15 protein-coding genes are annotated in these 14,369 nt (G+C 71.1%); 9 read left to right on the forward strand and 6 right to left on the reverse strand.

All coding sequences use genetic code 11. The features are described 5' to 3' along the window. Nucleotides 1-22 precede the first annotated feature (22 nt). From DDV73_RS15170 to DDV73_RS15190, 5 genes are all read right to left on the reverse strand, one after another. Nucleotides 23-1,756 (reverse strand): ABC transporter ATP-binding protein, encoded by a 1,734-nt coding sequence (locus tag DDV73_RS15170; protein WP_109508092.1) that lies wholly within the window; start codon nt 1,754-1,756, stop codon nt 23-25. Nucleotides 1,757-1,758: 2 nt separating this feature from the next. After that, nucleotides 1,759-2,337: a TetR/AcrR family transcriptional regulator gene (locus tag DDV73_RS15175; RefSeq protein ID WP_109508093.1), complete on the reverse strand. Its 579-nt coding sequence runs from the start codon at nt 2,335-2,337 to the stop codon at nt 1,759-1,761. 97 nt (nt 2,338-2,434) lie between these two features. Next, a complete protein-coding gene (locus DDV73_RS15180; RefSeq protein WP_109508094.1) occupies nt 2,435-3,187 on the reverse strand; it encodes a class I SAM-dependent methyltransferase in 753 nt (250 codons plus the stop codon). Nucleotides 3,188-3,202: 15 nt separating this feature from the next. Beyond that, the gene (pdxH, locus tag DDV73_RS15185; RefSeq protein ID WP_109508095.1) at nt 3,203-3,868 is read right to left on the reverse strand and encodes a pyridoxamine 5'-phosphate oxidase; all 666 of its coding nucleotides are present in this window, start codon (nt 3,866-3,868) and stop codon (nt 3,203-3,205) included. 14 nt (nt 3,869-3,882) lie between these two features. Beyond that, nucleotides 3,883-4,398, reverse strand: coding sequence for a hypothetical protein (locus DDV73_RS15190; RefSeq protein WP_109508096.1), 516 nt, complete (start codon nt 4,396-4,398; stop codon nt 3,883-3,885). 68 nt (nt 4,399-4,466) lie between these two features. On the opposite strand from DDV73_RS15190, the gene DDV73_RS15195 reads away from it, so the two are divergent. Together DDV73_RS15195 and DDV73_RS15200 are read left to right on the forward strand one after the other, a co-directional pair. After that, complete coding sequence (locus DDV73_RS15195) at nt 4,467-5,570, forward strand: citrate synthase 2 (RefSeq protein ID WP_109508097.1); 1,104 nt, start codon at nt 4,467-4,469, stop codon at nt 5,568-5,570. A gap of 10 nt (nt 5,571-5,580) precedes the next feature. Then, the gene (locus DDV73_RS15200; RefSeq protein WP_109508161.1) at nt 5,581-6,150 is read left to right on the forward strand and encodes a dihydrofolate reductase family protein; all 570 of its coding nucleotides are present in this window, start codon (nt 5,581-5,583) and stop codon (nt 6,148-6,150) included. Between the two features lie 23 nt (nt 6,151-6,173). On the opposite strand, the gene DDV73_RS15205 is transcribed toward DDV73_RS15200, so the two are convergent. Then, on the reverse strand, nt 6,174-7,010 hold the full coding sequence (locus DDV73_RS15205; RefSeq protein ID WP_109508098.1) for a GNAT family N-acetyltransferase: 837 nt from the start codon (nt 7,008-7,010) through the stop codon (nt 6,174-6,176). Between the two features lie 239 nt (nt 7,011-7,249). On the opposite strand from DDV73_RS15205, the gene DDV73_RS15210 reads away from it, so the two are divergent. Genes DDV73_RS15210 through DDV73_RS15240 form a run of 7 tightly spaced genes read left to right on the forward strand, consistent with a single transcriptional unit; the run spans nt 7,250 to nt 14,367 of the window. After that, nucleotides 7,250-8,263, forward strand: coding sequence for a 3-oxoacyl-[acyl-carrier-protein] synthase III C-terminal domain-containing protein (locus tag DDV73_RS15210; protein WP_109508099.1), 1,014 nt, complete (start codon nt 7,250-7,252; stop codon nt 8,261-8,263). Next, complete coding sequence (locus DDV73_RS15215) at nt 8,254-9,114, forward strand: MBL fold metallo-hydrolase (RefSeq protein WP_109508100.1); 861 nt, start codon at nt 8,254-8,256, stop codon at nt 9,112-9,114. The genes DDV73_RS15210 and DDV73_RS15215 overlap by 10 nt, the downstream gene beginning before the upstream one ends. A gap of 25 nt (nt 9,115-9,139) precedes the next feature. Beyond that, a complete protein-coding gene (locus DDV73_RS15220; RefSeq protein WP_161962414.1) occupies nt 9,140-10,396 on the forward strand; it encodes a F390 synthetase-related protein in 1,257 nt (418 codons plus the stop codon). Beyond that, the gene (locus tag DDV73_RS15225) at nt 10,396-11,397 is read left to right on the forward strand and encodes an NAD-dependent epimerase/dehydratase family protein (protein WP_109508102.1); all 1,002 of its coding nucleotides are present in this window, start codon (nt 10,396-10,398) and stop codon (nt 11,395-11,397) included. The genes DDV73_RS15220 and DDV73_RS15225 overlap by 1 nt, the downstream gene beginning before the upstream one ends. Then, complete coding sequence (locus DDV73_RS15230; protein WP_206050892.1) at nt 11,394-12,560, forward strand: glycosyltransferase; 1,167 nt, start codon at nt 11,394-11,396, stop codon at nt 12,558-12,560. The genes DDV73_RS15225 and DDV73_RS15230 overlap by 4 nt, the downstream gene beginning before the upstream one ends. After that, nucleotides 12,560-13,120 (forward strand): hypothetical protein, encoded by a 561-nt coding sequence (locus DDV73_RS15235; protein WP_109508104.1) that lies wholly within the window; start codon nt 12,560-12,562, stop codon nt 13,118-13,120. The genes DDV73_RS15230 and DDV73_RS15235 overlap by 1 nt, the downstream gene beginning before the upstream one ends. After that, nucleotides 13,117-14,367, forward strand: coding sequence for a glycosyltransferase (locus DDV73_RS15240; RefSeq protein ID WP_109508105.1), 1,251 nt, complete (start codon nt 13,117-13,119; stop codon nt 14,365-14,367). Before DDV73_RS15235 ends, DDV73_RS15240 begins: the two co-directional genes overlap by 4 nt. Nucleotides 14,368-14,369 lie beyond the last annotated feature (2 nt).

The raw sequence follows: 14,369 nt of genomic DNA on the forward strand, positions 1-14,369 counted from the left end.
GCCGGCGCTCCCCCGTTGGTGCTCACGCGACCTCCTCCTCGGTCAGCTGGGACTGGACGATCTCTTGGTACGTCGGGTTGTCGGCGAGCAGCTCGTCATGGCTGCCGTGACCGACGATCTCGCCGTCCTCGAGCACCACGATCTGGTCGGCGTCGAGGATCGTGGAGACCCGCTGTGCGACGATCACCACCGTCGCGTCGCGGGTGATCGGCTGCAGCGCGCGGCGCAGCCGGGCGTCGGTGGCGACGTCGAGCGCGGAGAACGAGTCGTCGAAGAGGTAGATCTCCGGCATCTTGATCAGCGCCCGCGCGATCGCGAGCCGTTGCCGCTGACCACCCGAGACGTTGGTGCCGCCCTGCGCGACGGCTAAGTCCAGGCCCTCGGGCATCGCCTCCACGAAGTCGCGCGCCTGCGCGATCTCCAGGGCCGCCCACATCTCCTCCTCGGAGGCGTCCGGCTTGCCGTACTGCAGGTTCGAGCGGATCGTGCCGCTGAACAGGTACGCCTTCTGCGGCACCAGCCCGATCGTGCTCCACAGCAGGTCCTGGTCGAGGTCGCGGACGTCGACGCCGTCGATGGTGACCCGGCCGCCGGTGGCGTCGTACAGGCGCGGCACCAGGTTGAGCAGCGTGGTTTTGCCGGCGCCGGTCGACCCGATCACGGCCGTGGTCTCTCCCGGTCGCGCGGTGAGCGAGATCCGCCGCAGCACTGGGTCGTCGGCGCCGGGGTAGCAGAACTCGACGTCGTCGAGCGCGAGTACGCCGCGGCGGGCGAGGCTTACGACCGGGGACACAGGGGGTCTAACGGAAGTTTCGGCCTCTAGTACCTCGGTGATCCGGTCGGCGCAGACCGCCGCCCGCGGGACCATCACCAGCATGAACGTCGCCATCATCACCGACATCAGGATCTGCATCAGGTAGCTCATGAACGCGGTCAGCGAGCCGATCTGCATCTCGCCGTTGTCGACCCGGTGGCCGCCGAACCAGAAGACGCCGACGATCGAGGCGTTCATGATCAGCATCACGATCGGGAACATCGTCGCCATCCAGCGGCCGGTGCTGACCGCGACTCCTGTGAGCTTGTCGTTCGCGTGGGCGAAGCGCTGGGTCTCGTAGGGCTCACGGACGAACGCGCGGACCACCCGGATGCCGGTGATCTGCTCGCGCAGGATCCGGTTGACCGAGTCGATCCGGTCCTGCATCACCCGGAAGCCCGGGATCATCCGGCTGATCACCAGGCCGACGGCGAGGAAGAGCGCCGGGATGCAGATCGCCAGCAGCCAGGACAGGCCGAGGTCCTCGTGCATCGCCATCAGGATGCCGCCGACCATCATCATCGGCGCCGCCACGACCATGGTCGCGCCCATCAGCACGACCATCTGGACCTGCTGGACGTCGTTGGTGGTCCGGGTGATCAGGGACGGGGCGCCGAAGCGGTCGACCTCGCGGCTGGAGAACGTGCCGACGCGGTGGAATATCGCGCGGCGTACGTCGCGGCCGAACGCCATCGCCGTACGCGCTCCGAAGTAGACCGCGATCATGCTGCACACGACCTGGACCAGCGAGACCGCCAGCATCAGCCCGCCGACGCGCAGGATGTAGCCGGTGTCGCCCTGGGCCACGCCGTGGTCGATGATGTCTGCGTTCAGGCTCGGCAGGTAGAGCATCGCGAGGGTGCCGAGGAACTGCAGGAGTACGACGAGCATCAGGTAGCCCTGGTAGGGCTTGAGCCACTCGCGGAGCAGTCGGGGGAGCAAGTTCAGTCCTTCCTCAGGATGCCGTGCAGGACCGTGTCCACGATCTGCTCGGGGGTCAGGATGTGCTGGTCCGAGATGTGCGGGTGGCTGCCGGAGAAGGTCAGCAGGCGGAGCAGGTGCACGGCCTGCGCCGGGTCGACGGTGAGGTGGCCAGCGTCGTCGCCGATCAAGGCGACCGCCAGCTGCCGGTACTCGTCCTCTGGCTCGATGCGCCGGTGCCGCTGATGCCGCTCCGGCGGCTTGCGGAGACCGAGCGCGGTCATCACCGCGAAGATCTCGATGAACCGGCCCTGCAGCAGCCCGGTCAGGGCAACCAGCCGGTCGCGCAGCGGCTGGCCGGCGTCGATCCGACGTACCTCCGCGATGAACTCGTCGGCGTCGAAGACGTGGTCGAGCAGCGCGTCGAAGATCTCGTCCTTGGACGAGAAGACCCGGAAGATCGTGCCCTCCGCGATCCCCGCCGCCTCGGCGATCATCTTGGTCGTCGTCGCCGTACCGCGCTCGACGACCAGCGGTCGGGCCGCCTCCAGGATCGCCGCCCGGCGGTCCTCCGGCGACATCGGCGCTGCACGTGGGCTCATGTCGTACGACGGTAACTGAGTGAGCACTCACTCACAAACGGTTTTGGCTGGGTGGTCGAGCAGGTTGCGCAGCAACCGTCGTCGAGACCACCAACGCTCAGCGACGCCGGGCGCGGTACACCAACGTCCGGATCGGCAGGTCGAACTCGGCGGCCGCGGTCTCGGGACGGGAGCCGAGGAAGTCGCGGATCCGGCCGAGCACCTCGGCCCGTTCCTCGGGCGAGACCACGATCGTGTGCGAGTGGGTGCCGATGGTGGCGGTGAGGCTGTCGGCGGTACGCCGCTGCGCGTGGTCGAAGGCGCCCTCTTCGAACGGGGTGAGCGACGGGTGGGCCAGGGCCTCGACAACAGCGAACTGGACGTTCGAGCGACTGGCTTCGGTCCGGCTGAGCCCGTCGAGCTCGCGGACCCACTCGACGCGGTCGTCGCTGACGTTCCAGAACCCGGCCACGGCACCGCCCGGACGGAGCACCCGGGCGATCTCGGAGAGCGCCGGCTCCGGATCGAACCAGTGGAACGCCTGGCCGACCAGCACCGCGTCGACCGAGTCGTCGGCAAGCGGGATCGCCTCGGCGGCGCCGAGGTGGGCGGCTACAGCGGGGAACCTGAGGCGCAGCTCGGCCAGCATCCCCTCGTCCGGCTCGACCGCGGTCACGTCGTAGCCGAGGTCGAGCAGGGTCCCGGTCAGCTTGCCGGTGCCGGCCGCGAGATCGAGCACGTCGCGCACCGGATGGTCGGCCGCGGCCAGCGCCCACTCGATCCCGCTGACCGGGTAGTCGGGCCGGTGCTCGGCGTACTCCCGCGCGGTCGCGCCGAACGATTGCGACCGCCGTGCCATCAGCTCGTCCATGGGACCGAAACTACGTCAGGGGGCCAGCCGTTCGATCCGCCAAGTCTCGACAGGCTCGACCACCGAAGAAGGCTCCCGGATGTAGACGAGCCGGTCGTGCATCCGGCCGGGGCGGCCCTGCCAGAACTCCACGCGGTCGGGGCGGACGGCGTACCCGCCCCAGTCATCGGGCACCGGCACCTGGTCAGGGAAGCGCTCGGAGACCTCGGCGTACGCCGCGTCCAGCTCGTCGCGGCCGGTGACCACCGAGGACTGGGGCGAGGCCCAGGCGCCGAGCTGGGAGCCGCGCGGGCGGCTGTCGAAGTACGCCGCGACCTCGTCGCGCGGCAGCGGCTCGGCGACACCGTCGACCCGGACCTGCCGCTCCAGCACGAACCACGGGAAGTGCAGCGCGCAGACCGGGTTGGCGGCCAGCTCCTCACCCTTCTGCGATGCGGTGTTGGTGAAGAAGATGAAGCCCCGCGAGTCGAGACCCTTCAGCAGCACCGCCCGCGCCGACGGCCGACCGGCCGCGGAGACCGTCGACAGCACCATCGCGTTCACGTCGTACAGCCCGGCAAGGCGCGCGTCGGCGAACCAGCGCTCGAACATCGTCACCGGGTCCGGCGCGAGGTCGTCCTCGCGCAGGCCGTCGGCGGCGTACTCCTCGCGGAGCGCCGTCAGGTCGACCGGCTCGGCCATCTACTTCGGCTCCGTCACTTCATGGGAGCGGCGAACCCGCGGGCCTGGCTGCCGGAGTCGTCGAGGTGCTCGCCCAGCTTGGCGAGCGCGGCGCCCACCTTCGCCAGGGTGTCGGCGATCGCCTCCATGGAGGTGGCCAGGTCGCCGAGCCGGCTGGTGGTCGAGCCCATCTCGTCGGCCGCCTCGGCGAAGCGCTTCGCGGGGCCGTCCATCAGCGGGACCTTCTTGGCGCTGTCGGCGGCATCGCCGATCAGCGACACGCCCTTGCCGAGCGACTCGACGATGTCGCCGAGGGCGCTGGCCGAGTCGCCGAGAGTGCCCTTGATGCCGGACGAACCGTCCTCGCCGACCAGCGCGACGGCGGCCTGCTTGGCCTGCTCGCCGGCGTTGCTCAGCCCCGCCGCGAACTTCTCGAAGAACTCCGGCAGCTGGCCGACGGCCTCCAGCGAACCCTGGTTCTTGGTGACGATCTCAATGACGTTGCCCAGCTTGTCGGCGTCCAGACCGCCGAGCAGGTTTCCGAGGTCCATGGCGCTGACACTAGTGCCCAGTGAGGCAGAATGCGGCGACGGAAGAACCAAGTCTAAGGAGCCAGCGCATGACCGAGGTTCACCACGGGCTGGAGGGTGTGGTCGCCTTCGAGACCGAGATCGCCGAACCCGACAAGGAAGGCTCCGCGCTCCGCTACCGCGGTGTCGACATCGAGGAGATCGTCGGCCGGATCCCGTTCGAGAACGTCTGGGGCCTGCTCATCGACGGCGCCTACGAGCCTGGCCTGCCGCCGGCCGAGCCCTACAACCTGCCCGTCCACAGCGGCGACGTGCGCGTCGACGTACAGGCCGCGGTCGCCATGCTGGCGCCGGCGTTCGGCTTCGGGCAGACCTATGACATCTCCGACGAGCAGGCTCGCGACGACCTCAGCCGGGTCGCGGTGATGGTGCTGTCGTACGCCGCGCAGTCGGCCCGCGGCCTGATGCAGCCGGTCGTCCCGCAGCGTGAGGTCGACAAGGGCGCCACTCTCGCCGAGCGGTTCATGATCCGCTGGAAGGGCGAGGCGGACCCCGAGCACGTCAAGGCGATCGACGCCTACTGGAGCTCGGCGGCCGAGCACGGCATGAACGCCTCCACCTTCACCGCGCGGGTGATCACGAGCACCGGCGCCGACGTGGCTGCCGCCTTCTCCGGTGCCATCGGCGCGATGTCCGGGCCGCTGCACGGCGGCGCGCCGTCGCGGGTGCTGCACATGATCGAGGAGGTCGAGAAGCGCGGCGACGCGGCGTCGTACGTCAAGGAGCTGCTGGACGCCGGCGAGCGGCTGATGGGCTTCGGCCACCGCGTCTACCGGGCCGAGGACCCGCGGGCCCGGGTGCTGCGGCGTACCGCGCGCGAGCTGAACGCGCCCCGGTACCAGGTCGCCGAGGCGCTGGAGCAGGCCGCGCTCAAGGAGCTGCGCGAGCGGCGCCCGGACCGGGTGCTGGAGACCAACGTGGAGTTCTGGGCCGCGATCGTGCTCGACTTCGCACAGGTGCCGCCGCACATGTTCACCTCGATGTTTACCTGTGCTCGTACCGGCGGCTGGTCGGCGCACATCCTGGAGCAGAAGCGCACCGGCAGGCTGATCCGGCCGTCGGCCATCTATACCGGTCCGGCCGCCCGCAAGGCCGCCGAGGTCGACGGCTGGCACGAGGAGTGGGCCACGTAACTTGGCGGTCATGCGAAAGATGACCTACTACGTCGGCCTGAGCGTCGACGGCTACATCGCCGGGCCCGAGGGCGAAGTCGACTTCTACGGGGTGCCGTCGGCCGAGCTGATCGGGCACTGGCGGCAGGAGTACCCCGAGGTGCTGCCGACCCATGTCCGCGCGGCGATGGGCAGCGACGAGCCCAACCGGCGGTTCGACACGATCGTCATGGGCCGGGCGACGTACGACCTCGCCTACCGCGAAGGCATCACCTCGCCGTACGCGCATCTCAAGCAGTACGTCGTCAGCTCGCGCCTGCCGGAGGACGTCGACCCGGCGGTGACCGTGGTGCGCGAAGATCCGGCCGCCGTCGTCCGCGCGCTGAAGGAGGAGGACGGGCTGGACATCTACCTCGCCGGCGGCGGCAAACTCGCCTCGCACCTGATCGACGAGGTCGACGAGCTGATCGTGAAGCGCTACCCGGTCATCGCCGGGGCCGGTACGCCGATGTTCGGCGACACGTTCTCGCCGACCCAGTTCCGGCACGTCGTCACCCACGACCTCGACGGCGGCCAGGTCTCGACGTTCGCCCGCGTCTGACGTCCGCCCAAGACCTATTGCGATCAGGAGGTCAGCGCGGCGCGCGCATCGTCGACGGTCATGGCGAGGTGTGCGCCGCGCGAGAGTGGCACGAATCCGTATTTCTCGTAGAAGGTCCGGCCGAGTGGCGTAGGGGCGGAGACGACCACCAACTGGGCGCCGTCCACCTCACTCGCGCCCAGGAGCCGACGCAGAGCCTCGACAAGCAGCAGGCCACCCAGGCCTTCTCGCTGGTAGTGCTCCGCCACGGTTAGTCGCCCTATCAGGAGCGCCGTCATCTCCTCACCCGGCTCGAACGGCGGATCGCCCCAGACGAGTCGGTGCGGCCGCACGGTGTAGAAGCCCTCGATGTATTGCCACTCGTTGCGGCTCAGGACGAAACAGGACTCGACGGTCGTCGCGGCCGACGGGCGCGCCAGCCCTTCCGCACGCAGCCCGAGGAGGTGGTGCTCGTGGTCCTGGAGCCACACGTCGACCGGTCCGGGCTCCAGGTCCCAGGCCGATCTCCCCGAACCGGTGCCCGAGGTGAACGTGTCAACGCGGTGCCGGCCCGGCGCGAACAGCTCGGCCCGGAGCTGTTGCTGCTCAGCGGCGGGCAGTGCACCGAACCGCGCCGCGAGTTGTTGCAGTCCGGTTGGCGGGCTGGCTGGAGCGCCTAGCTTCGCCCGCCACCGATCGAACTCGGGACGCTCTACTCGAGTCAGCGAGTCATGCCTGGTGAGAACGAGATCCGTGAGCTCTTGGATGGCGCGACGGGCAAACCGACTGACGTTCGTGGCGACCACCTGGGCCGCCCGCTCCAGTCGTTCCTTCTCGTCCGGCCGCAGTCTGAACTCGACCCGCTCCGTCGCGTTCGCCATTCGGCGAGGGTAGGCGGGATCGACATCGCGCCGCTCGCGTTGTCCACAGGCTCCTGCGCAACGCCTGGCCCAGCCGAGGATCTCGGGAGGGTGTGGTCGGCGAAAAGCGGATCTGTCCGTACAGATCTGTCCGTACAAATCGCGATTCACTGAGCACGTCGGCCCCAAACCGCTGGCTGGACATCCTGAGTACCCGCACTGATGCCCTCGGCCCGGGTGCGGGGCTTAGGTTGGCGACCATGACCAACGGGGACTTCCACCATCGGCGCCGCGGCCTGCGGATCCTCGGGACCGGCGCGGCGCTGCCCGACGAGGCGCTCACCAGTGCCGACCTCGACCAGCGGCTGGGCCTGGCGCCCGGCTCGGTCGAGGAGGCGACCGGCGTCAAGGTGCGGTACGTCGAGCGCGGCAGCGCCGCGGCCCTCGGCGCCCGGGCCGCTCGGCAGGCGCTCGACGCCGCCGGCCTCGAGCTCGCCGACGTCGACCTCATCGTCTGCTCCAGCGGCACGCCCGACCAGCCACTTCCCTACAACGCCGCGCTGCTGCACGAGCAGCTGGCGCCCGCGCGGCCGATCCCGGCCTGGGACGTCAACGCGAGCTGCCTCGGGTTCGTGGCCGGGCTGGACCTGGTGGCGACGCTGGTCGAGGCCGGCCGGCACCGCACGGTGCTGATGGTCTCCTCCGACCTGGCCTCGACCGGGCTGGACTGGTCGAACCTCGGGGCGTCCGGGATCTTCGGTGACGGTGCGGCAGCGGCGGTACTCGGCCCGGCCGACGCCACCGACTCGGCAGTCGTGGGGTCCGGCTTCGCGACGTACAGCGAGGGCGCGCACACCTGCGAGATCCGCGGCGGCGGCTCCCGGCACGCGCCGGGTCGGATGGACGAGCCGGCCGACGTGCTCGGGCTGATGAGGTTCCGGATGGACGGGATGGGCGTGTTCCGGCTGGCGGCGCGGTACCTTCCCGGGTTCGTCGACGAGCTGCTCGCCGGCTGCGACCTGACCCTCGACGAGCTGCTCGTGGTTCCCCACCAGGCCAGCCACCACGGCCTCGCTTACCTGCGCCGGCAGTTCAAGCTCCGCGATGAGCAGGTGGTCGACATCTACGCCGACCATGGCAACCAGGTGTCCGCCTCGCTGCCCTCGGCGCTGCACGCGGCCGTCACCTCGGGCAGACTCGCTCGCGGCGAGCACGCGCTGCTGCTCGGAACCGGCGCCGGCCTGAGCATCGGAGGAGTGGTCCTGTGCTACTGAGTCAACCCCTGCTGGAACAACCCGAGGTCGAGTTCCACTGGCTGCGCCTCGGCCGCTGCAACCAGCTCGAGGCGCTGTCCCGCAAGGGCGGCCCGTGGAAGAACATCGAGTTCCCGTCGCTGGCGGCCGCGATCAAGCACCCGACCGAGGGCTGGGTCATGTTCGACACCGGCTACTCGCAGCACTTCTTCGACGCCACCGCACGGATGCCCGAGCGGCTCTACCGGACCCTGCTGCCGGTGCATCTCGACACCTCGATCGCGGCGGAGCTCGGCCGGATCGGCGCGGAGCCGGAGGAGGTACGCCGGGTCGTCGTGTCGCACTTCCACGGAGACCACGTGGCCGGGCTGCGCGACCTGCCGAACGCCAGGATCAGCGCGGGCCGGGCCGGCCTCGAGCAGGTCACCTCGCTGCGCGGGATCTCCGCCGTACGACACGGCCTGCTGCCCGCGATGCTGCCCGAGGACGTGAAGTCCCGGTTCGATGCCGTCGAGGAGCGGACCGCTGTGTCGGTCGACGGCCTCACCGGGTGGGACCTGGTCGGCGACCGCAGCCTGGTCGCCGTCGACCTGCCCGGCCACATGCCGGGTCACATCGGCCTGCTGCTGACGGTGGCCGACGGTCCACACGGCGGGGGTCAGGTGCTGCTCGCCGGAGACGCCGCCTGGTCGAGCCGGGCGATTCGCGACCTCCAGCCGCCGGCCCGGCCGGTGGCGGCGATGTTCGACGATCCGGGCGCGGCCCGGTCGACGCTGAGCTCGCTGCACCGGCTGGACGCCGACCACGCCGACCTGACCATCCTGCCCGCCCACTGCGTCGAGGCCTTCCGGGAGTGGAACGCCGGTGCCTGACTCCCCCTCGACTGAATCGATTGCGGTGGGGGCGACGTTCGCCCACGACCGCTGGCTTCCGGGCCAGCGGTGGTACGACGCCCGCCGGGCCCGAGCGCTGGCCAGGTTCCTGCGGCGCGACCTGCCGCGGGCGAGCTTCTACGCGCCGTACGTCGGCAGGCCGCTGGCCGAGCTGCCGGTGGTCGACAAGGCGACGGTGCTGGCGGACTTCGCCGGCTTCAACCGGTACGGCGTGACGCTGGAGCAGGCGATGGACGTGGCCAGGGAGGCCGAGCGGACCCGCGACTTCACTCCGACCGTGCACGGCGTGACCGTCGGGCTGTCGTCGGGCACGTCCGGGCGGCCCGGGGTGTTCCTGGTCAGCGACCGGGAGCGGCGCCGCTGGGCGGGCGCGCTGATGGCCCAGCTGCTCGCGCCGGCGTCACTGCGGATCGTCGCCCGCCGCGCGCCCCTCAAGGTCGCGCTGTTCCTCAGGGCCAACAGCAACCTCTACGAGACCCTCGGCAGCAGCCGGGTCGAGTTCCGCTACTGCGACCTGACCCGTCCACTCGAGGAGCACGTCGCCGCGGTCTCGGACGTCGACGTACTCGTCGGCCCACCGAGCGTGCTTCGGCAGCTGACCACCCTGGTCGCGCTTCGGCCGACGCAGGTGATCGCGGCAGCGGAGACGCTGGAGCCGGACGACGCGGCGGCGATCGAGGCGGCGTACGGCGTGCCGGTCGAGCAGATCTACCAGGCGACCGAGGGCCTGCTCGGGGTGTCGTGCCCGGAGCGGCGGGTCCATCTCAACGAGGGCTACGTGCACATCGAGCCCCAGTGGCTGGACAACCAGGGGCTCGACGACGAGCGGTTCGTGCCGATCGTCACCGACTTCACCCGGACCACCCAGCTGGTGGTCCGCTACCGGCTCGACGACGTACTGCTCGCGGCCGACGGGCCGTGCCCGTGCGGGCGGCCGGGCCGGAGCGTGCGGGCTGTGCTCGGCCGCTGCGACGACGTCCTCGACCTCCGCGGGACGGACGTGCAAACGGTGTCGGTCTTCCCCGACGTCCTGCGGCATGCCATGGCGTTTGCACGTCCGAACGACTACCGCGTCGAGCAGCACGGCGAGATCTGGCGGATCGCGCTGCGAGGGGCGACGGCGGAGCAGGTCGAACGCGAGATCGGCGACCTCGCCGAGCGACTGCACGCACCGCCGCCGAAGCTCGAGACGATGCCGTGGCCCGTCGAGGCGGCCACCGACAAGCGGCGGCGGATCCGCCGAGTGAGAGGGCTGGACTGATGAAGATCCTGGTGACCGGCGCGTCCGGGTTCGTCGGGGGCCGGGTGCTCGAGCTGGGCGGTGAAGGCACATTCGGGACGGGTCGTCGGCCGCCGGTTGAGGAGGTTGCGCAGCAACCGTCTCGAAACCAAGGCACCCGCTACCTCGGCGGCGTGGATCTCGGCCGCATCGAGAACGGCGAGATCCCCGGCCTGGCTGAGCTGATGGACGGGCAGCCGGACGCGGTCATCCACTGCGCGGCCCGGGCAGCGCCGTACGGATCGAAGGTGCAGTTCCAGCGCGACAACGTCGACGCGACCCGCAACGTCGTGGAGTTCTGTGAGCGGCACGGCCGGCCGCGGCTGGTCTACGTCTCGTCGAGCTCGGTGCTCTACCGTGACGGCGACCAGCTGGACCTGACCGAGGAGTCGCCGGTCGGGCCGGGCTTCGCGAACGACTACGCGCGCACCAAGGCGGCCGGCGAGGAGATCACCCGCACCTATTCCGGCAGCTGGGTGATCGCCCGGCCACGAGCGGTGTTCGGGCCGGGCGACACAGTGCTGTTCCCGCGGATCATCACGGCCGCCAAGGCCGGCAAGCTGCCGCTGCTGACCGGCCGCACGACGCCGGCGATGGGCGACGTGATCTACGTCGACAACCTGGCCGCCTACCTCCTGCAGCTGGCGCACCGGCCCGAGCTGAGCGGCGTCTACCACCTCACCAACGGCGCGCCGATCGACATGCAGTCGCTGCTGCTGCAGGTGCTGGACCGGCTCGGCTTCGCGCGACCGGACCGCGAGGTCTCACTGAGTACGGCGCTGCGCGCGGCCACCCTGATCGAGCGGACCTGGCGGGTGGTGCGGCTACGGGGCGAGCCGCCGATCACCCGGTACGGCGTCGGCGTACTGGCCTGGTCGAAGACCTTCGACCCGACCAAGATGCTGACCGACCTCGGCCCGCCGGCGATCTCGATCGACGAGGGCATCGAGCGGTTCGTGGCCTGGCAGAAGGAGCGGCTGTGAAGGCGTCGACTCTCGCCGGCGCGGCGTACCTCGCGCTGCTCGGCGGCAAAACCGTCGCCACCCTCCGCGGCGCCAGGCAGGCGCCCGCGCCGCGGGCGCCGTCGGACGAGGAGCTGGGCCGGGTCGTGGTCGCACAGCCGATCCTGTCCGGCGATCCGGGCCTGCGCGACGCCCTGGCCGACAACCTGCGCGAGCTCGCCGGTGCCTGGCTGGTCTGGCTGGTCGACGACGATGACCCGGAGGCCCAGCGGATCGCCGCCGAGCTGGCCGACCACCACGTGCTGGTGATCAGCTGCCCGCCCGCGCCCGACGGCGTGAACCCAAAGCTGTGGAAGCTGCGGCGGGCGCTGGAGAAGTGCGGCGACAACGACGTGTTCGTGGTGCTGGACGACGACACCCGGCTCCCCGCGGCCAGCCTCGGCGCGCTGCTGGACGGCCTCGAGGACGGGATGGTCGCGACCGGGCTGCCGGCGTACCTGCCGAGCGAGACCCTCTGGGCTCGGCTGGTCGAGCAGTTCGTCGACAACAACGCCGCGCTCACCTACCTCTCGCTGCCGCCGGTCACGCTGAACGGGATGACCTACGCGCTGCGGGTGCGCGACCTGCGCGCGCTCGGCGGGTTCGAGCCGGTGCAGCGCAGCCTGACCGACGACCTCGCGGTGGCCGGACTGGTGCACGGAGCGGGCGGCCGGATCGTGCAGACCGCCTCGCCGCAGTGGATCGCCACCACCGTCGACGGGCCGGAGCAGTACGCGCGGATCATGCACCGCTGGTTCCTGTTCGCGACGATCCTGCTGAAGCGGCAGCCGCCGGGGATGGTGGCCGCGATCAGCGGGCTGCACGGCACTCCGCCGCTGCTGCTGTGGGCGGTGCTGGCCGGGTCGGTCCGGTCCCGGAAGCCGTGGCCGGCGCTCGTCGTGCTCGGTGTTCGCGCGGCGACGCTGGCCGGCGTACAGAAGCGCATCTACGGCCGCAGCCTGCACCGGCCGGTCACGTCGTTGGTCGCCGAGCTGACCCAGCCGGTGCACCTCACCCACGCCTCGGTACGCCGCACGATCACCTGGCGCACCCGGCGCTACCGGGTGGTGCGAAAGTCGCGGAGCGCCTTCCGCGCCACCCGGGGCTCCGCTGGCGTCGACGACGCCGACTTCAGGCCGATCTAATGCTGCCGTTCCAGGTCGTCTTCCTCACCGGCCAGAGCGACCCGCGCTCGTGCGACCTGTCGCCGGCCCAGTGCGCCTTCCTCGACGCGCTGCCGGTGCCCGACGAGGCGAAGGCGCCGCTCAACTTCCCGTACGACGCCGCGATGCGCCCCTGGCGGAAGGTGCCACTGTGGCTGGCGAGCGTGCGGCACGGGCGGCTGTTCCTGGCGATGCGCCGACCCGCCTTCTCAGAACACCGCGACGCCGTGATCGCCCAGCTCGACCGCGCCGACCGGACACTGGTGCTGGCGGGCAGCATCGGGCTGGACCTGCTCGGCCGGCTCGACCTGCCGCCCGAGCTGCTGGACCGGTTGAGCGTGTTCGCCTACGGCCCGGTCGCGACCAGGCCGCCGGCCTGCGAGACGCTCCGCGTGTGCAGCCGCCAGGACTGGGTCGCGCGCTGCTTCCGATCAGGCCGTCGCGCCGATGTGTACGTCGACAGCGGCCACCTCGACTACCTGGAGAACCCCGAGGTCGCGCGGCTGTGCCGCGACCTGCTGACCGAAGTGAGCACTCGATGAGTCTGATCGACATCGTCGCGCCGCCGATGCGCGGCCACCTGCACCCGGCGCTCGGGATCGGCCGGGCGCTGGCCGAGGAGCACGACGTACGGGTGTTCAGCACCGCCGGCGCCCAGGCCGACATCGCTGCCGCCGGGCTGACCGGGATCGCCATCCTGGACGGCGGCGACGCCCGGATCGACGCGATCACCAGCCCGGAGGAGCCGATCAACGGCAACCCGCGCAAGCTGATCGAGGAGTTCCGGGCGTCACTGGCGATCCAGGCCGACTTCCAGCGCGAGCTGCGCGCCGCGTGGCAGTCGCGGCGGCCGGACCTGGTGATCGCCGACTACGTGATCCCGTCGGTCGGACCAGCGGCGCAGGCCCTCGGCATCCCGTGGTGGACCGGCCACTCCTCGCCGTGCGTGATCGAGGGTCGCCTCGGCCCGCCGGCGTACGTCGGCGGCTGGTCACCCGGCGAGGGGACGCTCGGCCGGCTGCGTGACGCGGCGGCCCGGCGTGGGGTGCGTGCCTTCAAGCGGACCGCGTTCCTGGTGGCACGGCGGCGGCTACGCGAGCTCGGCTTCACCGCGCCATACCGCGCGGACGGCTCGGAGGCGGCGTACTCCCCCGACGTGATCCTGGCCCAGATGCCGGCCGGCTTCGAGTTCGAGCGCTCGGTGCCGGAGTCGGTGGTCTGGGTCGGGCCGCTGCTCTACACCCCGCCGACCGATGCGCCGCAGCCGCCGTTCGTCGAGGGCCGCCGGCACGTCCTGGTCACCGCCGGCACCCACCTCGCCTGGCACAAGCTGCAGCTCGTCGCCGCCGCCGAGGCGACCGCACGTCGGCTGCCGGACCTGGAGGTGCACGTCAGCCTGGGCCGAACCGATGCCGCGCCCGTCGCATCGGAGCTGCCCAACCTCGCCGTGCTGCCCTACGTCTCGTACGCGCGGGACCTGGCGCGCTACGACCTGGTCGCCCACCACGGCGGCTCCGGCGTACTCAACCAGACGCTGGCCGCCGGGCTGCCGTCGGTGGTGACGCCGGTGGACTACGACCAGTTCGACCACGCGGCGCGGATGGAGGCAGCCGGACTGGCGGTCCGCGCCGACCGGCTCGACAACCTTCCCACCGCGATCGAGGAGGCGCTGGGCCGTCCGGAGCTCGCTGCCGCCGCCCAGGTGTACGCCGACCGGATCGCCGCGGCTCCCGCGGCGGAAACGATTGCGACACTGGTGCGTGGACGGCTCGCGGTCGCCAGTCGATAGCC

The organism is Nocardioides speluncae, assembly GCF_003121585.1.
GTDB lineage: Bacteria > Actinomycetota > Actinomycetes > Propionibacteriales > Nocardioidaceae > Nocardioides > Nocardioides speluncae.

Excerpts from the sequence above, each read along its gene's own strand:
- DDV73_RS15175 (WP_109508093.1), bottom strand. The coding sequence starts at position 2,337 with ATGAGCCCACGTGCAGCGCCGATGTCGCCGGAGGACCGCCGGGCGGCG.
- DDV73_RS15180 (WP_109508094.1), bottom strand. The coding sequence starts at position 3,187 with ATGGACGAGCTGATGGCACGGCGGTCGCAATCGTTCGGCGCGACCGCG.
- pdxH (WP_109508095.1), bottom strand. The coding sequence starts at position 3,868 with ATGGCCGAGCCGGTCGACCTGACGGCGCTCCGCGAGGAGTACGCCGCC.
- DDV73_RS15190 (WP_109508096.1), bottom strand. The coding sequence starts at position 4,398 with ATGGACCTCGGAAACCTGCTCGGCGGTCTGGACGCCGACAAGCTGGGC.
- DDV73_RS15195 (WP_109508097.1), top strand. The coding sequence starts at position 4,467 with ATGACCGAGGTTCACCACGGGCTGGAGGGTGTGGTCGCCTTCGAGACC.
- DDV73_RS15200 (WP_109508161.1), top strand. The coding sequence starts at position 5,581 with ATGCGAAAGATGACCTACTACGTCGGCCTGAGCGTCGACGGCTACATC.
- DDV73_RS15205 (WP_109508098.1), bottom strand. The coding sequence starts at position 7,010 with ATGGCGAACGCGACGGAGCGGGTCGAGTTCAGACTGCGGCCGGACGAG.
- DDV73_RS15210 (WP_109508099.1), top strand. The coding sequence starts at position 7,250 with ATGACCAACGGGGACTTCCACCATCGGCGCCGCGGCCTGCGGATCCTC.
- DDV73_RS15225 (WP_109508102.1), top strand. The coding sequence starts at position 10,396 with ATGAAGATCCTGGTGACCGGCGCGTCCGGGTTCGTCGGGGGCCGGGTG.
- DDV73_RS15235 (WP_109508104.1), top strand. The coding sequence starts at position 12,560 with ATGCTGCCGTTCCAGGTCGTCTTCCTCACCGGCCAGAGCGACCCGCGC.
- DDV73_RS15240 (WP_109508105.1), top strand. The coding sequence starts at position 13,117 with ATGAGTCTGATCGACATCGTCGCGCCGCCGATGCGCGGCCACCTGCAC.